The organism is Cryobacterium tagatosivorans (genome assembly GCF_004402215.1).
Classification (GTDB): Bacteria; Actinomycetota; Actinomycetes; order Actinomycetales; family Microbacteriaceae; genus Cryobacterium; species Cryobacterium tagatosivorans.
Map to the genome: position 1 here is coordinate 25,250 of NZ_SOEZ01000024.1, position 19,995 is coordinate 45,244.

Below are 19,995 nucleotides of genomic sequence, written 5' to 3' on the forward strand. Positions count from 1 at the left end.
CGCATGACCGCGACCGAAGCGATCGCCACCGTCGGCCTGCCCGGCGCTCCGGTCAAGAAGACTCCGAAGACCGGTGCCAAGAACCGCAAGCTGCTCCTGACCCTGAACATCGTGAGTGTCGTCGCCGGAGTCCTCCTCTGGTGGGCGCTCTCTCTGGCCGGGTTCCGTCTCCCAACGCCGGTTGCTGTCGTCGAACGCGCCGGCAGCCTCGTTGCCAGCGGCACACTCCTCACCGACATCTCCGCCAGCCTAACCCGCGTGTTGATCGGCTTCGCCCTCGGCACGCTTGTTGCCATCCCGGTCGGATTCTTGATGGGCTGGTACACCATCGCTCGCGGCCTGATCGAACCCTGGGTCCAGTTCTTCCGTACGATCCCGCCGCTGGCGATCATCCCCCTGGCGATCGTGCTGATGGGCATCGGAGAAGAACCGAAGATCTTCGTGATCTTCCTCGCCGCGTTCTTCGCCTGCGTAATCTCAACGTTCCAGGGCGTCGTGAACGTCGACCGCACCCTCATAAATGCCGCGCGGGTGCTGGGCAGCAAGGACGGAGGGATCTTCCTGCGGGTCGTGGTGCCCGCATCGACCCCGTTCATCCTCGTGGGCATGCGCGTCGGGCTCGGGGCCTCCTGGTCGACCCTCGTCGCTGCGGAGCTCATCGCCGCGCAACAGGGACTCGGGTTCCGTATGCAACAGGCGCAGATGTACTACGACCTACCCACGATCTTTGTCGGCCTCATCACGATCGGCATCCTCGGTCTGCTGATGGACCGCGTTCTCCTCTTCGCTGAACGCAAACTGACTGGATGGCAGGAACGCCGATGACCGCCTCATTCACCGGAGCCGCGCAGGGCATTGACGCCCGCATCTCCGTACAGGGAATCACGAAGACCTTCGACCTCGGCGGTGAACAGTTCGTCGCCCTCGACAACGTGTCGCTCGATATCGCCGACAACGAGTTCGTCACCGTCGTCGGGCCGTCCGGCTGCGGCAAGAGCACGCTCATGAATCTGCTCGCCGGGCTCGATGAGCCGACCAGTGGCAAAGCCGTCGTCGACGGCAAGGTCGTCACCGGACCCGGCCCGGACCGCGGCGTCATTTTCCAGCAGTACGCGCTCTTCCCGTGGCTGACCGTGCGCAAGAACGTCGAGTTCGGCCTGAAGACTGCGGGACTCGGGGCGAAGAAACGCCGCGAGAAGGCCGAGCACTTCATAGAGATGGTCGGCTTGAGCGAGTTCGCCGACGCCCTCCCGAAGATGCTCTCCGGCGGTATGAAGCAGCGCTGCGCCATCGCCCGCGCCTACGCGGTCGACCCGACGATCCTCCTCATGGACGAACCGTTCGGGGCGCTGGATGCTCTCACTCGCGTGAAACTGCAGGAGCAACTCCTCGACACATGGAGCCAGGATAAGCGCACCGTCGTCTTCATCACCCACGACGTCGACGAGGCCGTCTTCCTAGCCAACCGGGTCGTCGTGATGGCAGCCCGTCCCGGCCGCATCTTCGACATCGTCGACGTCGACCTTCCCTATCCGCGCACCGAGGAGATGCGGTTGAGTCCTGAGTTCACCGCCCTCCGCAACCGCGTATGGCACTCCGTTTACCACCAGAACACCGGCACATCCGCCGTCTCCACGCCGTCCATCCTGACGGCCTGACCCAAGGAAACTCATGACACACTCACGCACCAAACGGGGCATCGTCGCCGCCGTTGCAGCACTCGCACTGGCCCTCACCGGGTGTGCCTCCACCTCTGCAGGCGGAGGTGGTGGCGACGCCGCCCCCGAAGAACTCACTCCGGTCAACTTCGGCTACATCGCCGACTTCAACGGCGCCAGCCTTCTCGCGATCGCGAAGGACCAGGGTCTGTGGGCGAAACATGGCATCAAGGTCACCGAGAGCGTCTTCACCAACGGGCCGCTCCAGATCCAGGCGCTCGGCACAGGTGACCTCGACTTTGGCTACATTGGCCCTGGCGCAATGTGGCTGCCGGCATCCGGACAGGCGAAGATCGTCTCCATCAACACACTGGGCAGCGCTGATCGCGTGATCGCACAGGCCGGGATCGAATCGCTCAAGGACCTTAAGGGCAAGAAGGTCGCCGTTCCCGAGGGAACGTCCGGCGACATGATCCTCAACCTCGCCCTTGAGTCCGTCGGCCTGAGCATCGACGACGTGGAGAAGGTCGCCATGGACCCATCGACCGTCGTCGCGGCGTTCGCCTCGAAGCAGGTTGACGCGGCCGGCATCTGGTACCCGCTGATCGGCACGATTGAGCAGCAGGTTCCCGACCTCAACATCCTCGCCGAGAACGACGACTTCTCCGACACCGTGTCGTTCCCGACCGCGTTCGTCTCCGGGCCGAAATTCGTCGAGGAGAATGAGGAGACCGTCTCCAAGGTGGTCGCCGCCCTGCGCGAGGCCATCGACTACCGGGCAGAGAACCTGGACGACACCATCAAGCTGACGGCCGCCATGCTGCAGCTCGAGGAGAAGGCCGTCGCCGCTGACGCCAAGAACGTGAAGATCATGACCACGGCCGAACTCGACGAGCTCACGGAGGACGGATCTGTCGTGGACTGGCTCGAGGGAATGAACGACTACTTCGTCTCCGCAGGCAAACTGCCCGAACCGGTCGACCCGTCCACCTACTACACCGGCGACCTCTTCACAGAGGCAGGCAAGTAAGTGCCCACGGCCAGCAACATCCTCTTCCTGATGACCGACCAGCACCGTGTCGACACGCTCGGCGTCTACGGAAACTCCCTCGCGGAGACTCCGGCTCTGGACGAGCTGGCACGGACCGGGACGCGCTTTGACCGGTGGTACACACCCACCGCGATCTGCACGCCCGCCCGTGCGAGTCTGCTCACCGGGCAGGCACCGTTCCGTCACAAGCTCCTCGCCAACCACGAGCGCAACGTCGGCTATCTGGAGGACCTCCCCGACGGCCAGTACACGTTTCCCGAAGCGCTGCGCGACAACGGGTACAACTGTGGCCTGATCGGCAAATGGCACGCGGGCAACGACAAGAAAGCGGCCTACTACGGGTTCGATGGGCCTGACCTGCCCGGCTGGCACAACCCGGTGGAGAACGAGGATTACCTGGCCTACCTGACCGCGAACGGCCTCCCGCCGTACGAGATCAGTGATCAGATCCGTGGAACCCTGCCGAACGGCGGGCCGGGCAACCTGCTCGCCGCTCGGCTGCACCAACCGGTCGAGGCGACGTTCGAGTACTATCTGGCCACCCGCGCCATCGAAATGCTCGAACGCTACGCCGTCGACCACGACCACGACGGCAAGCCGTTTTTCCTCGGCCTGCACTTCTTCGGCCCGCACCTTCCCTACGTCGTGCCGGACGAGTATTTCGACAAGTTCGACCCCGCCGATATCGAACTGCCCAAGTCGATCGCAGAAACCTTTGTCGGCAAACCGCCGGTGCAGAAGAACTACAGCGATCACTGGGCGTTCGACACCATGCCCATCGAGACGAGCCGCAAGCTCATCGCGATCTACTGGGGCTACGTCACCCTGATTGACGAACAGATCGGCCGGGTGATGGCGGCCATGGAACGCCTCGGCCTCACCAACGACACCGCCGTGTTCTTCAGCTGCGACCACGGCGAGTTCACCGGCTCGCACCGCCTGCACGACAAGGGCCCGGCGATGTACGAGGACATCTACCGGACCCCGGGCATCGTCCGCATTCCCGGAGCGCCGGCCGGCCAGGTGCGCGAGGAGTTCGTCAGCCTTCTTGACTGCACGGCGACGTTCCTCGAACTCGCCGGGCTGGACCCGGCCCCCGCCGTCGACTCCCGCAGCCTCGTGCCGCTGGTCTCGGGGGAGCACCCGGACTGGGCGGAGGACATCGTGTGCGAGTACCACGGGCACCACTTCCCGATCGCCCAGCGGATGCTCCGGAACGACCGGTACAAACTGGTCGTCAATCCCGAATCGGTGAACGAGCTCTACGACCTCCAGCGTGACCCGGACGAACTGAACAACGTCTTCACGCTGCCCGACATGGCGCGCATCCGGGAGTCGATGATGCAGCGTCTGTACGACCTGCTCCGCGAACGCGGCGACAAGTTCTACCACTGGATGACGACCATGTACGACGTCGGAGGGGTCGGTTACGACCCGTCTCTCAGTGGTTTCGACGACGCGTCCTATTCGAAGTAACCCGTGCCGCCAGCGGCATTCGACTCCACGAAGCGAGAACCATGAGCTCCCCAAACAAACGGCCGAACATCGTGCTGATCCTCACCGACGATCACGCATCGCACGCCATCAGCGCCTACGGCTCCGTGGTAAACAGGACGCCCCGCATCGATGAGATCGCCTACGCAGGGGTGCGCGTGGACAACTGCTTCTGCACGAACGCCCTGTGCACCCCGAGCCGGGCGGCGATCCTCACGGGTACGCACAGCCACATCAACGAGGTCACGACGCTCGACACCCCGATCGACGCGAGCCAGCCCACGTTCGTTTCGCTTCTGAAGGAGGCCGGCTATCGCACCGGGATCGTCGGGAAGTGGCACATGGGCGAAGGGGAGGGACACAACCCGCAGAGCTTCGACTACTGGGCCGTGCTCCGGGAACAGGGCGAGTACTTCGACCCGCAGATCCTCACCGAGGACGGCGTGCGGATCGAGCCCGGCTACGCCACAGACATCATCACCGATTTGTCACTCAACTGGGTCGACTCCCTCGAGGGTGACGAGCCGTGGTGCCTGCTCATCCACCACAAGGCGCCGCACCGGTCATGGGAACCTGACGATAAGCACAAGGGCATGTACGCCGACGAGAAGATTCCCGTTCCCGGTACCTTTGACGACGACTACGCCACCCGGTCGATGGCGGCGCGTCACGCCACGATGCGGGTCGCCGACTACCTCGACCTGAAAGACCTGAAGGTCGCGCCGCCCGAGGATCTCACCCCGGAGGAACTCGCGTTGTGGAAGTACCAGCGTTACATGGAGGACTACCTGGCCTGCGTGGCATCCGTCGACGACAACGTCGGACGGGTCATCGACTGGTTGCGCGATCGCGGCGACTTCGACGACACGCTGCTCATGTACACGTCCGACCAGGGCTTCTTCCTCGGCGACCATGGGTGGTTCGACAAGCGGTTCATGTATGAGGAATCGATTCGGATGCCGCTGGTCGTCAGCTATCCGAATGCGATCGCCCCTGCCGGAACGATTTCGCAACTCGTGACCAACGTGGACTTCGCGCAGACCATTCTCGATGCCACCGGAGTCGAGCCACACGAACGGATGCAGGGGGTCAGTTTCTGGCCCCAGCTCACCGGATCGGACGAACCGACGCAGGACTCGATCTACTACCGCTACTACGAGAACGACGACCAGCACCACCACGCGCTCGCGCACTACGGCATCCGTTCCGACCGGTACAAACTGATCTATTTCTACAACGACGGCATGGGTCTGCCCGGATCGTCCGACCATGTGTACCCGCCCGAGTGGGAGATGTATGACCTGCAGGAGGACCCCGAGGAGCTCAACAACGTCTACCACCTGGATCGTTATACTCAGATCCGGGACGAACTGAAGGTCCGGCTGTGGCAGCTTCAGGCGGACCTCGGTGATGCGCCGCACTCCTCGCAGCCTGTCCCTGCCGGCGCGATGGTGAACTGAGGAGGCAACGACAATGGCAGTGCTGACGGACGTCGAGATGATCCGGATCTCAGGCGGACCGTTCGTCATGGGGTCCGACTCGTTCTACCCTGAGGAGTCACCCGCGCACCGTGCTTCGGTCGCGGCCTTCGAACTGGACCGGCATCCGGTCACCAACCGCCAGTTCGCCGCATTCGTGAACGCAACCGGGTACTTGACGGTCGCAGAACGGCGACTCGACGAGGCGGAGTACCCGCACCTCAGCGACGCCGATCGTGCGCCGGGCAGCCTCGCGTTTCAGGCGACCTCGGGCCCGGTGGACCTGCGCGACTGGCGGGCGTGGTGGGCCTGGCAGCCGGGTGCGAGCTGGCGGCAGCCGTTCGGCCCGGAGTCGGACCTTGCCGAACGTGACGATCATCCGGTCGTGCAGGTGTGCTTCACGGATGCTTCCGCGTACGCCGCGTGGGCCGGCAAGCGACTCCCCACCGAGATCGAGTGGGAGCGGGCCGCGCGTGGCGGGATCGAAGGCCGGGATTATGCCTGGGGCGACGAACTGAGTCCGGCGGGGGAGCTCCAAGCCAATACCTGGCAGGGTTCATTCCCTTACCGGAATACGGGCGCAGCCGGCTGGGTCGGCACGTCGCCCGTGGGGACGTTCCCGGCCAACGAGTTCGGCCTCGTCGACATGATCGGCAACGTGTGGGAGTGGACGTCGTCGGAGTTCACGCCCGATCATCGCGCCCGGCGAGCCGCCACGGCGAATTTGCTCGGCTCGGCGGGGTCGGCGAAAACCGGGGGCGGTTGTGGCGACGGATGCATGTGTGGCCCGTCGGATTCGGGCAAGGGCAGCGCAGAGGCCGCGGCGTCCAACGCGTCGGCGCGGCGGGTGACGAAGGGTGGCTCGCACCTGTGCGCCCCGGAATACTGCCAACGATACCGGCCAGCAGCTCGGTCGCCCCAGTCGGAGGACTCAGCGACGACACACATCGGCTTCCGCTGCGCGCGCAGTGTGTAGATGCCTCCTCGTAGTCACCCTATGGTCGTACTCACCAGGTGCGCGGGGTGACTGCTTCCGGAACGGGTGAGTGGGTCGGCCGACGAACCTGTGCGGCCGGATCGATCGATTGCTGCAGTTGCAACTGGCGCGCTCCCATGCAATTGCAGCACTGCCGCTCACTGAGCAACGTCAAAGAGGCCGGATTGTCAGGCATCATAAACATGCGGTTGAGCACTGGGCCGATGACTGAGCGCGAATCCCGAGCCGCTCTGCGCGCGGGCAAGCGCGGGTTGATCCTGTCCTGCACCGGAGCCGACTGGGCGACGGATCGCGCTCTGCGGGATGTGGCCTTTGCGGACCAGATGTGCCCCGCGCGCTGGTAACGGCGGCGTGGTCAGCGTGGCGGGCCCCGGTCCGGGGTGAGCACGGTTGTCCGGCAAAGGGTCACCTGTGGACAACCTCAGGAGTGCCCTAACGGGACGGGGCAGACGCTACTCATGGAACATGACGCCGGCATCCCCTGGGACGGGCCACCGTGTCCCGGCTGCGGCACTGAGATGGACATCGATGCCATACAGACAAACCGTGGACTCACGGTGCGTCAGCGCTGCCCGACGAGCGCGCTCGTGCGGCTTGTACCCTTATGTTAGCGGCCATGCGAAACTGGGCGGTTTCTAGCCAACGTCGCATCACCTGAGGTTCAGGAGAAGCGATGCCAGTTAGTCCAAGAACGCGGCAAAAGGGCACCGGCGCAGTGCCGATGGTCGAGACACGCAACAAATATGCTCAGCTGATGAGGCAAGGAATCAGCAACGCCGAGGCGTGCCGAACACTGAACATAAACCGGCGCACGGGCATGCGATGGCGGCACGGGCGGACAGTGACGAACGCGCAAGGACGCGCGAAGACGTACGCGCCGATCTCGCTGAAAGCACCACCGACGATTTCGTCGCGATACCTATCCGAGGGTGAGCGGATTGAGATCGCTGATGCACCGCAGCACGGGAAGAGCCTGCGTCAGATCGCGGTCGGGTTGGGGAGAAGCCCGTCGACGGTCAGCCGTGAGGTAGCCCGGAATCGGTCGCCACGCCTGAAACGATATGCTCCTCGAGCGGCGCAGGTTCTGGCGGAGGCCGCGCGCAAACCGCAGCCGCAAATCTCAACGACCGGTTCGCGAAATATCCCGAGCTGCGCAACCTGCGTACGGTGAAATACCCGGAGTTGTTGGCTGACGATGAACCGCACTCTGACCCCGAAGAACCGCAACTCAGCTAGCAACAAGACACCTCTGGCCCACGGAACAGCCTGAGCTGGGGTGCTAACGCAAAACCACAAGCGCCGTCGCAGTTGCCCTCTGGGCCGCGGCCGGGCATCGGAGCTCGGCCCGACACCTTCGATCGACACACCTGCCCGGAAGGACTCCATGGCCAACTTCATCGAACCACCAGTGCCCCAGAGCGAAACACGCCCCTGCCGCGCGTGCGGAACCTGGATCTGCGCTGACTGCGGCGCCCGGCGCGGCTACGCCACCCGATTCTCGAGCGCCCCACAGCGCTGCGCGACGTGCGGGGGCACCAACGGTCACATGGCCATTGTTATCCACCGCGCGAGCCGCGCCGACGACCACGATGCTTCCTATCGTCGAAGCATGGCCGGCGACATCCCACTGCGCTACCCACTGCGCTACCCACTGCGCTCCCCGCTGCGCTAATCACTCATCGAAACATCTCGACTCGCCTGTAGCAATTTGCTACACTCACAGCATGAGCACCACAATGCCGATGCGAGTGGACGGCGACCTCTTTGAGGCCGCGAAATCAGTTGGCGCTGTTGCAAGCCGGAGTGCTGCGCAGCAGATCAGCCATTGGGCCAGGATCGGGCGCGAGCTCGAGGCGTCGCCTGGCACAAGCCCCCGCGATGTCCAGCGCGTGCTCGCGGGCGAGGCCGGCTACAAGTACGACAACCTCGGCGAACGTGACCAGGCGGTGGTGCGGGCAAGCTGGGATGAGCAGCTGGACGAGCGACGGGCCAAGCTGAATCTCGCCACCGAGTTCGCGAAATCCGGACGCTCATGGAGCGAAGCGGACGCGCAGGGCCATCTGGTCAAACGTCACCACGCTCAGCAAGACGACGCCTAACAGGTGCCGATCCTTCACCTCCTCGCCGGGCCGAACGGCTCGGGAAAGTCCACATACGTCGCCCACCTTCTGGAACCGGTGACGCACCTTCCGTTTGTGAACGCCGACGTGATTGCCGCCGAGCGCTGGCCGGATGCCCAGTCCGAGCATGCCTACGAAGCATCTCGCGCCGCGGCCGACGAGCGCGTGCAGCTGCTGGCAGCCGGAAAATCTTTCATCACTGAGACGGTGTTCAGCCATCCGAGCAAACTCGACCTCGTTGATGATGCGATTGCACGCGGTTACCTCGTGCATCTGCACGTGATCCTGCTTCCCGTCGACGTGGCCGTGAGTCGTGTTGCTGAACGCGTGCGTTACGGCGGTCATGACGTGCCCGAGCAGAAGATTCGCGAGCGGTACGCACGACTGTGGGACCTCATCGCAGCGGCCCGCACGACGGCTCATCGCACTGAGTTCTTCGACAACAGCACGGCCAGCAACCCGTTCCGCCGCGTCGCGGAGTATGAACATGACCTGCTGATCGGCGAGCCTTCCTGGCCGGCCTGGGCGCCGGCGGCACTCACCGCCTGACCTCGCTCCCACATCCTTGCCCTGGACGGTCTCGGGGCCACCTGCGGCGATCTAGGCCGTCCGCCAAGACGAACAGTGCCCACAGGTACAGCGCGCTCAGACCCCTTTTTCTGCGCAGCCTCATCTCACTTCAAGGGTCTGGGTTTTTACCCCCGATAATCGCACTTATCCCTACTATCGGCGTCTGCCCGCGGCGTTGTGGGCCGTGTGGCGCGGGTGTTAGCGTGCGACTCATGGAACTTTTCGAACGGACGCCATCGCCATCGCCATCATCAGAGGAATCACATCGAATCGAGTTGCGCGCGACAATCGAGTGGAACATATCGAACGATTCCACGATTGCGCCGGAGGAACTGCAGCCTCAACCCGCAGCAGGAAGGGCCGAGCCGACAGCAAGAGACGATAAGAAATCTGTCACTTTCGGGATCCGTACGTCTCTAAATGAACGCGCACAAATGGCAGTGCTTCGCACGGGAGGCTACGAGGGCGGCTACATCTCGATGGCGGCCCTCCTCGAAGGTGCGCTCGAACGCGAGCTCAAGCGGCTGGCCATTGAGTTCAACAACGGTGAGCCGTTCCCGCCCAATGCTGGGGGCTTCCGTCAGGGCCGGCCCCTCGGAAGCTGATTTCGGGGCGGCCCACAGCCTTTGACGCCCGAGCGAGTCTGGGGGACTGTGCGCACGAGCGGGCTCAGCGATCATGGGCCGAGCTCGTGTGGAGCCCAAAGGGAAACCTGAACGGGGCGTTCCCAGACCATTACGACCGTACGACCAAGCCCATGAGAAGTGTTGCACCCCGCGCCTTCTTGCACTGAAACTGAAGCTCCATGCGTTTCGTAGTGATTCTCGTACTGCTTTTATGATCGATTCGGGTCTAAAACTAAAGTTATGTGGTACGTTATGGACCTACCCAAACGTGGAGGCGAAATGACGCAACACCCGGCGAGACCCTGGCATAGCGAGTTCACTGACGAAAGCCTCACGACGGTTCGGCGCGCTATTCCACTTGGAATTCATCGGGGCCAAACTCGCAGCGCAGACGCCGACGCGGCATATGGCGATAAGGATGGCGACAGGTACGTATACGGAGCCGGCATGTCTCGGGCCGTTTATAAGGAGTTCGTGGGATTGCTGAGCGAAGTGCCAGGATTCCGCGAGGTCGAAGTCAAGGGGAGCCGCAGAAAGCTAATTGCCATCGAGAATGTCCATCTCTATCCGCTCCGCGTCGGCCCGAAAATGCCTCGAAACCATCAGCGGGTACGCATTTCGTACATGCCCGAACAACGTCAGGAGATGTTTCGGGAGTCGAACACCACCAAGTTCAATGAACCCGCGCTGTTCGACGCTCTCCACGTTCCTGGACCAGACGACCCTGCGAGCATCAGCGAGGCACTCGCGCACCAGGATCGGATTGATGAGCGCAAGGCTCTCATAGTCGCCTACTACAGTTGCACGCCCGCGGGAGTCGGCTCGATCTACTGGGCACCAGCCAAACTGTCCGGCACGCACTATCTCGAATTTGCGTCGCCGGAGAGCTTGACGTACGTAGTGGAATCTGAGGGCTCCACAGCACAACCAGCAGTGAAGGCGGTCAATTCAAGAACGTTTGCAGACGGCACTCGTCCGCGTACGTCAACCAAACTCCGCACCACCCCAAAGGATCCTGATACTTGATGATTGACGCTGTGAACTCCGACTTTGACCGGACATCACTGCAAGAGATCGCCAGGGTTTTCGACCCATCGCGGCTGATTCAGGCCCGCCAACTGAGTCGCCTAACGAAGACCGATCTGCACCGAGCGGTCGGAGTATCCGCGGCGGCGATCGGACAATATGAACGCGGGGAGGCGACGCCGCGCGTTGACACTTTGATATCCTTGGCCAAAGCGCTCAACGTTCCCCCGGATTTTTTTGCGCTCGGGCGGCCACGCGCGCGACTGGACGTCGCTCAAGCGTCATTCCGCAGACTGCGAGCGACGTCCGTAGCGCAGCAGCAGCAAGCCGTTTCTTACGCTGAGCAGGTGTGGGAGCTCAGCAGCCATCTGGAACAGAGCGTGGAGTTTCCCGAGCTGAATCTTCCCCAGTGGGCGATGACAGATGACCACGAAATGGCAGCGCGCCCCGATCCCATCACCGCAGCTCGGCAGGTCCGGAAGCACTGGGGGCTTGGCGTCGAACCGATCAAGTTCCTTGTTTATGAACTCGAGCAGCACGGTATTCTCACCGTGTTCTTCTCGATGAAGGAGGATGAGAACTCAGACGAAAAGAGCCACATCGACGCTTTCTCGACGAGTTCACTTCCTCGACCGGTCATCGTGCTTACGCCTGACAAAGCAGACGACGTGATGCGTCACAGGTTCTCGGCCGCGCACGAACTTGGCCACATCGTGTTGCATCGCTGGCGCCCGGGTTCGAATGCCGAGCTGGAACGGGAAGCGGATGCTTTCGCGGCAGAGTTCTTGACGCCGCGGGACGTTATCCGAGCCCAGCTGCCGACCCGATTTAGCCTTGGCAAGCTCGAAGAGCTCAGCCTTCGATGGGGAGCGTCGATAAAGTCGCTTGTCTTCCGTTCAAAGGAGCTCGAGCTCATTTCGGAGGCTACTGCGCGCCGTGCATACGTCACGCTCAACTCCCTCACAAAGGACGGAACGATTCGACCGCAGCCGGTGGAGAATTTCCCGGGCGAACAACCTGAATTACTCAAGAACGCTCTGGAGGCACTGGACAAGGCAGGCATTCCGATTGCGCAGATCGCACGCGAACTTCATGTGACGCCGCGACATGTACGCCGACTCGCTGGTATCAAGGACGCGCGGCCGAAGTTAAGCCTGGTCCGGTAGGGAAGGGCTTCCGAGGCACTCTCCAGATCATCGTAAAGGGGTCGCCGTGCGCGTCGAGCGTGATCCCAGCTCCAGAGTGCCCAACCATCCAGTCAACAGTCTTCGAGTTGGCTCCAGCCGACACCGGCGGGATCAAGGCCGGGATAATGAGCTACACACGATCAAGGAGCAAACATGGCCGGAGTTCCGGTAGCAATTGGCGGAACAACTTTCGCAACGAAGGCTGCAGCCAAGGACTTCATAAGGATGAACGTGATCGATGCGTTTGACGGCGTTCCGCGGATTCCATTCGGTCCGATCCATGACTTCGTGGAGGACCTGCTGAATCTCCACGAAGCCGCAGTGGACAAGATCGGGTGCGGGATTGACTATTTTCGAGTTGATCCAGCTTCTGTATGGAAGACGGGCGTGCCAGTAAGGGCGTCTAACCGCACGCTAGTGGTTGTGCGTAAGGATGGAACGCTAATCGATTGGAGTTGGGACGGAATCGTCACGAACCCGTCCGCAGTCACGCAAAAGCGAACAGCACTCCGCAACGCGGCCTATGGGCGAATCCAGGCGATAAAGCGAGCTGCGTTCTCAGCGGGACCCGTCATTTGCACGAGAACAGGCTTGCCCATATTGGCTCCGAATGACGCTCAGGTTCGATACCACCGGCCCACGTTTGCCGCGCTAACAGATGGATTCGCGGCAACGGTTGGCGGCTGGCCCGCCATCACGACGACGAGTAGCGGCGCGGGAGCAGAACTGACCTCGCCAAGCATCACGGCGAACTGGATCAAGTACTACGACGCGAATGCTTTTCCGTCTGTGGAACTCAAGTCATAAGGCATCGAACAAGGGGCCGGCTTCGCTGCGCCATTGAGCCGTTGCCATGGCAGCGTCAAGGCTCCAGGAGAGCGAGGTTTGGCTAGGCGTTGCAGGCACACGGTGCACAACGTTCCGTTGGCGAATTGCCTCGGGACCACGTGGCCATGCACGCCGGCCCGGATTCCGAAGTCTCCGACGTGGAGGATCGTTCTTGTGCCAATTGCATGCGGGCGATAGATGGGATGGCTTGGCAGGCCCAGTCGATATCTCCATGCCAGTCGCCTGCGACGACTGCGCCCTCCTCTTCGCGGGCTGCAATTCCTTCCACGGCCAAGTCGGGGGCGGCCATTGGATGGGCCGGGGACGTCATCCAAGCCGGAGTTCGACGGACTGGCCAGTGTGCGGTGTCGAAATTTCAATGCTTGCTCTTGCATGCTTGCGTGGCGCTTCGTAGCGGTCCAGGACAAGATGCGGCTCAAGGTACTTGGACATGAAATCATCCCTCAGGTGTTCAGCCTGTTCCCGGTTCAACTCCTCCTCAAAGTCAAGTTCGACAACCACGTCGGTCGCGCCGTGTGACCGCCATGAGCGGGCGCTCCGGGCGCCTGCTGCGCGCAGGATGCCCATGCGCCTCAGAATCACACTTTCAATATGTAACCCGGCAGCGCCGGGGTATGTCCTGACAAAGCGCGTCTCTTCATGGGTCCATGCATGCGGGCGCTCCCTTCCGGCATATCTGAAAACTCCGTGAGTATCGTGCTCGAGGTGACCTGGGTGAATTCCCGCAAGAACGATCTCTGCCGCGATGCCTGGCCGATAGAGACTCGTGCCTGCCTCGTGCGCCCTCGTTCGAAGGCCAGGGAGACCCGTTACCTCAACGTCGTGGGGCTGTTGGGCTGTCGGGTCATCGACCAACACCGGAAGTAGGCAATCTCTGAGATCATCCAGGTCAGTATCCTCGCCGAAATGGACGGTCAGACTTTCATGCAGAGGTTCGACGCCGATGATGCCGGAGGTGGACAACTTAACCGGTGAGGGCGAGTACCAGAGAAAACCCAAGCGGTTGAGAAAAGCACCTTCGAAGTCACGCTGAGCGGAGGTTGGTTCGCCATCAACTGTTTCAAGAGCTTTTTGATAATTCCGGCCGGTGGCTTTCGCGCGGATCCGGGCGGCACGGCTTCGTTCGGACTGAGACATGGCGCTCCTAATTGCACATGCTGCCGACTCAGGGTGCTTAGGGCGTTGAGATCTAGAACGAGGATGGTGACGTGCGCGTGAGCCGGAGCACTGCTCCTTCGCGGCTGAGTGACCCAGTCGGAGGTCCTCGCCACTGGGCGCTCACAAACTGTCCCAGATTTTGATTGTATAGCAGCGTGGTCCGCGCCAGCGCTCAGCAGCCAGACGACGTTAGATGGCACGATCAATCTGAAGCGGCGACGATCTCCACCACGTCTTCGAGGTTGCCGCCGCCGCGTTGGCTGTCGGGCGAGTGTCCGTTGAAGGTCCCTCTCTCCTCAGCGACGCAGCGACCCTGAGCGATCTCATCGCACTCCGCGAGGCGACATAACGGGCATGACCCACTGTGGAGTTATTTTGTACCGCCATCGAGCCATTGCCAGTTCAACGTCGACAGCTCAAGGAGAGCGAGATTCCGCCTCTGACCGTCACTGCCGAGCGAAATGACCTGCGGACCCGAAGGCAGCGCTACCTCGTCCGCTAAATGCATGTGGCCGTGGAAAAGTATCTTCGGGGCGACCCCGTCCCAGACCCTCGTGACGAGCGCGCGTGACCGGCTTGAGTAGTTCAGAGCCTCCGGGCTCCACCGCATCGGATTGGACCGGAGCATGTCTTCCGAGGCCGGGGTGCCACCGTCGATGGCCTCGTGTGTTAGTAGGACATCTGCCGGGCCGTCGCTGATGGCTCGCTCGACGTCCTGCTCCGTGGGCAGTTCGCCGGGGAACCAGTCGATACCCGCTGATCGCATCTCGTAGTCCACGGAGGCAGCGCCGCCGAACGATGCGAAGGTCCTGTTACCGATCTCGAACCGATAACCGCGGGGAAGGACTTCAACGACTGAGCTGAGCGCCACTGGGTTGCCGGGCTCAGACACAAACGCTTCTTCGAGCCAGTCCCAGTTCTCGTGGTTGCCCGGTGTGACGAGCACGCGCGAGATGCCGGCCCGGGCGCACCAGAAGTCAACGGCGTCGAGGAACTTGCGGCCGCCTGCACCGGGCCAGATCCCGAAGTCTCCCACGTGCAGGATCGTTCTGACGCCTGAGCTATTGCGGGCGATCGACGGGATGGCTTTGCCAACCCAGTTGACGTTTCCGTGCCAGTCCCCTGCGATAACGACCCGGGTTTCGGTCGGCATCAGCGGTGCCGACTGGCGCGTGTCGTGCCATGATCTGATCCTCGGGCACGCTGATGAGGTGCGGCCATTAGGTACTCACGACCAATCGGACGCTTCGACGATCTCACGCACGTCGTCGACATCGCCTCCATCACGGAGCCATTGGATCGGGGTCTTGCGCCCTCGGGCGACCAGGTCCCGCTGAGGTGTGGCCATGAATCCCGCGGCGCTTTGCCAATGCCAGCGCGGGGTGATGAGTCCGATAATCTGAGTCAGCCCTAGAAGGAGCTTCGAGGGAGACCCCACGTCGAATTGCCAAGCCGGGAAGCGGAGCCGGCCAGAAATTTCGATCGCGTAGAGCCGTCCGTCGGCAACTGCATCAGTGACGTCGCTTTCGTCCCAACCGAGAAAGCCTGTGACATCCTCCACGGACATGGTCGCGAAAAGGGCAAGCAACCAAGCTTCGGTTGTGCTGAGCTGCAAACTCCCTCGGTCTACGGCTGCCGAAGTCTCGGCCCACTCGTCAGCGCTGAATGCGCCCGACTCGATCAGGAAGCGGACTTCGTTATCTGACAGCTTGTCCAGTGAGATGGGCTTCATCGCGCGCAGCATGTCCGTGAGTGCTTCCAGGAAGTATTCCGGGTCGTTCGCCAATCGAGCCACGGCCTCTGCGAGGCGCCGGACGGCGTCCTCCGAGACATGTATCGCCCCCGGTTCCGAGCCAGTTCCGCCAGGGGAATCGGCTGGTGCGGGGGAGTGCGATTCCATCATGATTCGAATGCTCGCATCAGTCGCGCGGGAAGGCAAGACTGGGTGGCTAAGGGAAGCTACCACCTATGAGGTGCGCCTGATGAGCACTAAATAACCTGATCAAGTCGGTATTCGAGTTCGGATTCGCCGCCAGCATCCACCTTCGCCTGGTCGACGAGGGCGGGGCCAGGAGAACAGCGCAAACAGTCGTTTACGAGTGGAAATCAGGACGGGCCACGTCTTCAGCTCGTCGGCGCGCAATCGATTAAATTGCTCGGAAAAGAGTCAATAATCCTTCTTCGTGAGCGCAGCGCGGCCGCCTTCTTGCCAGTGCGTGGATGTCAACCGCCCAGAGCCGGACCCTCGTGGCTCTGCTCATCCTCGACCTCGACGAGCTCAGCACGGAGGCGCTGTAACCTCTTCCGCTCTGCAGCGGTGTGCGGGTTCAGCCTCGGGGCTGCGGGAGGGGCCTCGACGCCGGTAATGGCCGCGCCGACCGTCGTCTCGGTCTCCAGTGTGCCCTCGGAAGCCTCCTCGGGCTTGTGGGCGTTCATGGCGGCTTCTCGGGTGGCCTGGGCGCGCATCCGGAGATCGGCGAGTGACACCCCGAACAGTGGCTGGCGCTCGGGCGCTGTTTGGGGAGCTGCTTCTGCCTGCTGCGTCTGCTGCTCGCGCTCGGCAGCCTTCGCCGCCTCTTTGTTCCGGTGGTACTCCGCGATCATCTTGTCGCTCTCGGCCTTGGCCGGCGCGATGGCCTCTTCCAGCGCCGCCTCTACCTGCTCTCTCGACGCCGGCTTCACAGCAGGAGCGGGCTGCCGCGGCTCAGGGGCAATCCCGGGCTGAGCCTGCGCCGTGCCGTCGGGGGAGGAGATCGCAGTGGCCCGTGCTCGCCGGGTCCGCTGTCGAGCATCCTTCTCACGGGTCGCGTTCGCAAGGCGCGCCAGCTCGCGGAAGTCACCAAGGCGATGGGCCTCGGTCGCCGCGTCGAAGTCCTCGATAATCGCGGGGAGGAAGTCGGCTGCCGCCTGGTCCTCGGCCTGCGCTACGCGCTCCTCGCGGGCGAGTCGCTCGACGACGGCCTGAGCATCGGCCAGCTCCTGAGCTGTCGGCACAGGAAGAGGCTTTGGGGCGCCCGCACGCTGCAGCTCGGGGCGCCGCTCACGCTCCTGGCCAGAGGCATTGTCCTCGAGCTGCTGGATGGCGCTGTCGAAGGCATAGTGGTCGCCGAGAGTTGTTCCGCGGACTGGCGCCTTCATGTCGTCCAGTCGGTAGGACACTGCGTGCTTCTCGCCGGGCTTACCGGCGCGACTGACGCGGTAGTTCACGGTCACCTCGTGCTCGGACATGACCTCGACGAACCCCTCGAGGTCAACAGAGCGAGGGTCGTCCATCGAGGCTTCGAAGGCGACGCGGATGATGTCGTGGTTCGAGATCTCACCCTTGGTAGCCATGCGTCGGTCCCGAGTGCGGCGCTTCTCGGCTGTCTGTTCCGCCACCGAGGGGAGCTTCTGTTCGACGCCGTACTCGGCGCCGTGCTGAGCGATGAACTCGTCAGCGCGCTCGCGCAGCCGAGCGATGTCCGTGAGCGCGCCGGACATCTTCCTGCCGGGCTCCCACACCTGGCCGTCGACCTCCATCCGCTCGGCGACGACGGCGTTCTGCACACAGTGCACATGGAACACCGCTCTGCCAAGTGATCCGTCGAGTGTTGCCGTACCCAAACCGTCAGCCTGGCCAACGAGCTTCATTTGAACGCCCGGGTAGAGCCGGGTCATCATCACTGTGACGAACTCAAATGCCCGTCGCACCTGCTCGGGATCGTCGGGGTTCACCTCGTCGAGGCCGAAGCTGACGATCACGTGCACCGCCTGGATCTCGTCGACGTAGCCGTCGCCCTCGCGTCGGACATGCGTTGCCGCGGTGCTGCCTGCTGCGACCGCCCAGTACTTTCGCCCGTTCGGGCGCGCGCGCCGGATATGCGTCGCGACCTCGCCAGGCTCGGGCAGCTCGTACTTCGCGGGGACCTTCCGCTTCGCACTCTGCTTGCCGTGTACACGGCGCACCGCGGCGAACTCCCGCTCGGCGGTGGGAACTCGGCAGCGAATTCCTTCGGAGTACAGAACGCGTGGCTCAGTGCCCCCGGCTTTCTCTTTCTCGGTGTATCGCAGCAGGCGCGCGGCGACCGCCGTCTTACCGATCACTACGACTGGAATGGCAGCACCGCCAGTACCTTCGCGTCGCGCTCGGCATCCGCCGTCATCTGTCTCCGGATCTCTACCAAGGCCCGCTCGACGCCGAGCAGGGCGTCGGTGTCGACCTTGCCCGTCGCGTTGGCGACCTTCGCTATTTGGTTCCAGTTGTGGCCAATGAAGTGGAGCTCTCGCGTGCGCTCGTTGTAGCTCGTCGTGAGGTCTCGGACTGCGTCGCGGACCTCCGTGAGCAGCGCCTCGTCAACGACGGCCACGGGACGTTGAGCCTTTGCGGACCGATACGACTCATCGCGTAAAGTCGCCGCGATGTGCCTGATCGCTTCGCGGATTGCGTCGGGTCCCGACGCTGCGCCGAGCTCGGCTTCAACGAACGCCAGGTCATCTGCGTCGTCGGCTGTCATCCTCACGGTGATGACGACGTCCTTGACCGGGCGGGCCGAGCTGCGCTCGTCAGCCCTCTCGCTCGCGGCTGCGCCGCGGCTCACGGCAGAGGACTCGGCGACCACCTGAGGGGTGTCCGCCTCGGCCAGCGTCGGGCGCTCCCAGCTCTTCGCTACGCTCATAGCCCGCCCCCTCCGTGAGTCTTGTCAACAAGCCTGTTTCGCATCCGGTCCTTCGCTTCTTCGAAGCTTGGTCCCGTGCGAAACAGCCTAGTTGACAAGACACTGGCAAGCAATCCGACCGAAATCATTCTCGCTGCGCTCGATGATTCGGTCGGACCGGACGCCCAATCTCGCTCCGCTCGATGGTCTCGTCCTTTGCATGCGGGGGCTCTGCCCCTCGACCTCGATCAAGGCGGGCTCTGCCCCCTCGATACTCCTCCCGCTCGGGAGGGCGATGCCCTCCCGAGACTCTCTCCCTGGCACGACAAAGCCCCGCACACACCCGAACGGTGATGCGAGGCTTGGTCGTGGCGTACTCAGCCTCTACAGGCCGAGCTTGGCTCGGAGCGTCACGAGCCGCTTGCTCTCGCTCATGTCGTCCGCGACGGCCTCGACGCTGTACTTCGCGTACAGGTCATCGACCAGCTCCATGCGCTGCCGATCGCGGTTCGCGATCACCTTCGCGCGGAGTACACCCATACGCTTTTCGGCGTCGGCGAAGAGCTGTTCATCGGTCTTCGGTGCTTTGCGCCTCGGCTCGACCCGCGTTGCCCAGGGGCCTGTCTGCGCCGCGGTGGCGGTGCTATGTAAATCACTCATGAGGGTTCCGTTTCATTGTTCGTTCGTTGTCGTTTGTCAGCCCCTCCCAGAGGGGCTCGGTCTATGGTGTGCGGGGTCGAGGTGCGGAGCCGGTGGCCCTCACGCTGCGCTCCTGGTCTCGTTCTTATCGATGTGCCACGTGCAGTGTTCGTCAAGGCAGGACGGCTGCTCACGGTGGTCGCGCGCGACCTCGGGCCACGCTGCCTTCTCGCTTCGGTAGCAGTCTGCCCAGTCACGACCGCGCTCGGATTTGGCGGCGAGAACCTGGACGGCAACATCCGCATCGTGCATTGCGAAGGAGAACTGCAGAGCCTTCAGCGCCGCGGTCCCGGCCTCCTCAGGACGGTCCGTCGGGACCGACAAGACGATCTCGTCGTGCACGATTGCCCGTAAGCACGGCACGTGTGACTGTCCTTGCCGGTCCCGAAAGCCGAGACGAGCGTGGGGTCCTGACGGTGTGCGGCGATCGCCAGTGCATAGACCTGGC

Annotated in this window: 20 protein-coding genes; 13 read left to right on the forward strand and 7 right to left on the reverse strand. The window is 63.0% G+C overall.

All coding sequences use genetic code 11. The features are described from left to right. Window positions 1-3: 3 nt before the first annotated feature. From E3O23_RS04655 to E3O23_RS04715, 13 genes are all read left to right on the forward strand, one after another. Window positions 4-825: an ABC transporter permease gene (locus tag E3O23_RS04655; protein ID WP_134488634.1), complete on the forward strand. Its 822-nt coding sequence runs from the start codon at window positions 4-6 to the stop codon at window positions 823-825. Further along, window positions 822-1,658, forward strand: a complete 837-nt coding sequence (locus tag E3O23_RS04660) for an ABC transporter ATP-binding protein (protein ID WP_134488636.1) — start codon at window positions 822-824, stop codon at window positions 1,656-1,658. Before E3O23_RS04655 ends, E3O23_RS04660 begins: the two co-directional genes overlap by 4 nt. A gap of 13 nt (window positions 1,659-1,671) precedes the next feature. After that, the gene (locus E3O23_RS04665) at window positions 1,672-2,688 is read left to right on the forward strand and encodes an aliphatic sulfonate ABC transporter substrate-binding protein (RefSeq protein ID WP_134488638.1); all 1,017 of its coding nucleotides are present in this window, start codon (window positions 1,672-1,674) and stop codon (window positions 2,686-2,688) included. Then, window positions 2,689-4,185, forward strand: a complete 1,497-nt coding sequence (locus E3O23_RS04670) for a sulfatase family protein (protein ID WP_241983325.1) — start codon at window positions 2,689-2,691, stop codon at window positions 4,183-4,185. 41 nt (window positions 4,186-4,226) lie between these two features. Further along, window positions 4,227-5,663, forward strand: a complete 1,437-nt coding sequence (locus E3O23_RS04675; RefSeq protein ID WP_134488640.1) for a sulfatase family protein — start codon at window positions 4,227-4,229, stop codon at window positions 5,661-5,663. A gap of 13 nt (window positions 5,664-5,676) precedes the next feature. Next, window positions 5,677-6,657 carry a formylglycine-generating enzyme family protein gene (locus E3O23_RS04680; protein ID WP_241983326.1) on the forward strand — a complete coding sequence of 327 codons (981 nt, stop codon included), beginning with the start codon at window positions 5,677-5,679 and terminating at the stop codon, window positions 6,655-6,657. 838 nt (window positions 6,658-7,495) lie between these two features. After that, a complete protein-coding gene (locus E3O23_RS18845; protein ID WP_420897638.1) occupies window positions 7,496-7,849 on the forward strand; it encodes a helix-turn-helix domain-containing protein in 354 nt (117 codons plus the stop codon). A gap of 553 nt (window positions 7,850-8,402) precedes the next feature. Further along, complete coding sequence (locus E3O23_RS04690) at window positions 8,403-8,777, forward strand: TA system antitoxin ParD family protein (RefSeq protein ID WP_092322592.1); 375 nt, start codon at window positions 8,403-8,405, stop codon at window positions 8,775-8,777. A 3-nt stretch (window positions 8,778-8,780) separates the two neighbouring features. Next, on the forward strand, window positions 8,781-9,347 hold the full coding sequence (locus E3O23_RS04695) for an ATPase (protein WP_134488643.1): 567 nt from the start codon (window positions 8,781-8,783) through the stop codon (window positions 9,345-9,347). A 233-nt stretch (window positions 9,348-9,580) separates the two neighbouring features. After that, window positions 9,581-9,973: a hypothetical protein gene (locus E3O23_RS04700; protein ID WP_134488645.1), complete on the forward strand. Its 393-nt coding sequence runs from the start codon at window positions 9,581-9,583 to the stop codon at window positions 9,971-9,973. A gap of 495 nt (window positions 9,974-10,468) precedes the next feature. Next, the gene (locus E3O23_RS04705) at window positions 10,469-11,020 is read left to right on the forward strand and encodes a hypothetical protein (RefSeq protein ID WP_134488647.1); all 552 of its coding nucleotides are present in this window, start codon (window positions 10,469-10,471) and stop codon (window positions 11,018-11,020) included. After that, window positions 11,020-12,186: an XRE family transcriptional regulator gene (locus E3O23_RS04710; RefSeq protein WP_134488649.1), complete on the forward strand. Its 1,167-nt coding sequence runs from the start codon at window positions 11,020-11,022 to the stop codon at window positions 12,184-12,186. Before E3O23_RS04705 ends, E3O23_RS04710 begins: the two co-directional genes overlap by 1 nt. 174 nt (window positions 12,187-12,360) lie before the next feature. Further along, window positions 12,361-13,014, forward strand: coding sequence for a DUF3223 domain-containing protein (locus E3O23_RS04715; RefSeq protein WP_134488651.1), 654 nt, complete (start codon window positions 12,361-12,363; stop codon window positions 13,012-13,014). 348 nt (window positions 13,015-13,362) lie between these two features. Here the strand turns inward: E3O23_RS04715 and E3O23_RS04720 are convergent, their stop codons facing one another. The 7 genes from E3O23_RS04720 to E3O23_RS04750 all read right to left on the reverse strand — a co-directional run bounded on the left by E3O23_RS04720 (window position 13,363) and on the right by E3O23_RS04750 (window position 19,889). Next, window positions 13,363-14,193: a hypothetical protein gene (locus E3O23_RS04720; protein ID WP_134488653.1), complete on the reverse strand. Its 831-nt coding sequence runs from the start codon at window positions 14,191-14,193 to the stop codon at window positions 13,363-13,365. Between the two features lie 391 nt (window positions 14,194-14,584). Next, the gene (locus E3O23_RS04725) at window positions 14,585-15,367 is read right to left on the reverse strand and encodes a metallophosphoesterase family protein (RefSeq protein ID WP_134488655.1); all 783 of its coding nucleotides are present in this window, start codon (window positions 15,365-15,367) and stop codon (window positions 14,585-14,587) included. A 75-nt stretch (window positions 15,368-15,442) separates the two neighbouring features. Continuing rightward, the gene (locus tag E3O23_RS04730; RefSeq protein ID WP_134488657.1) at window positions 15,443-16,117 is read right to left on the reverse strand and encodes a hypothetical protein; all 675 of its coding nucleotides are present in this window, start codon (window positions 16,115-16,117) and stop codon (window positions 15,443-15,445) included. 320 nt (window positions 16,118-16,437) lie between these two features. Beyond that, entirely contained in the window at window positions 16,438-18,159 is a 1,722-nt protein-coding gene (locus E3O23_RS04735; protein ID WP_420897637.1) for a hypothetical protein, read from the reverse strand. A 137-nt stretch (window positions 18,160-18,296) separates the two neighbouring features. Next, window positions 18,297-18,869 (reverse strand): plasmid mobilization relaxosome protein MobC, encoded by a 573-nt coding sequence (gene mobC / locus E3O23_RS04740; RefSeq protein ID WP_134488661.1) that lies wholly within the window; start codon window positions 18,867-18,869, stop codon window positions 18,297-18,299. A 363-nt stretch (window positions 18,870-19,232) separates the two neighbouring features. Then, entirely contained in the window at window positions 19,233-19,508 is a 276-nt protein-coding gene (locus tag E3O23_RS04745; RefSeq protein WP_134488663.1) for a hypothetical protein, read from the reverse strand. Window positions 19,509-19,607: 99 nt separating this feature from the next. Further along, complete coding sequence (locus E3O23_RS04750) at window positions 19,608-19,889, reverse strand: hypothetical protein (RefSeq protein WP_134488665.1); 282 nt, start codon at window positions 19,887-19,889, stop codon at window positions 19,608-19,610. Window positions 19,890-19,995 lie beyond the last annotated feature (106 nt).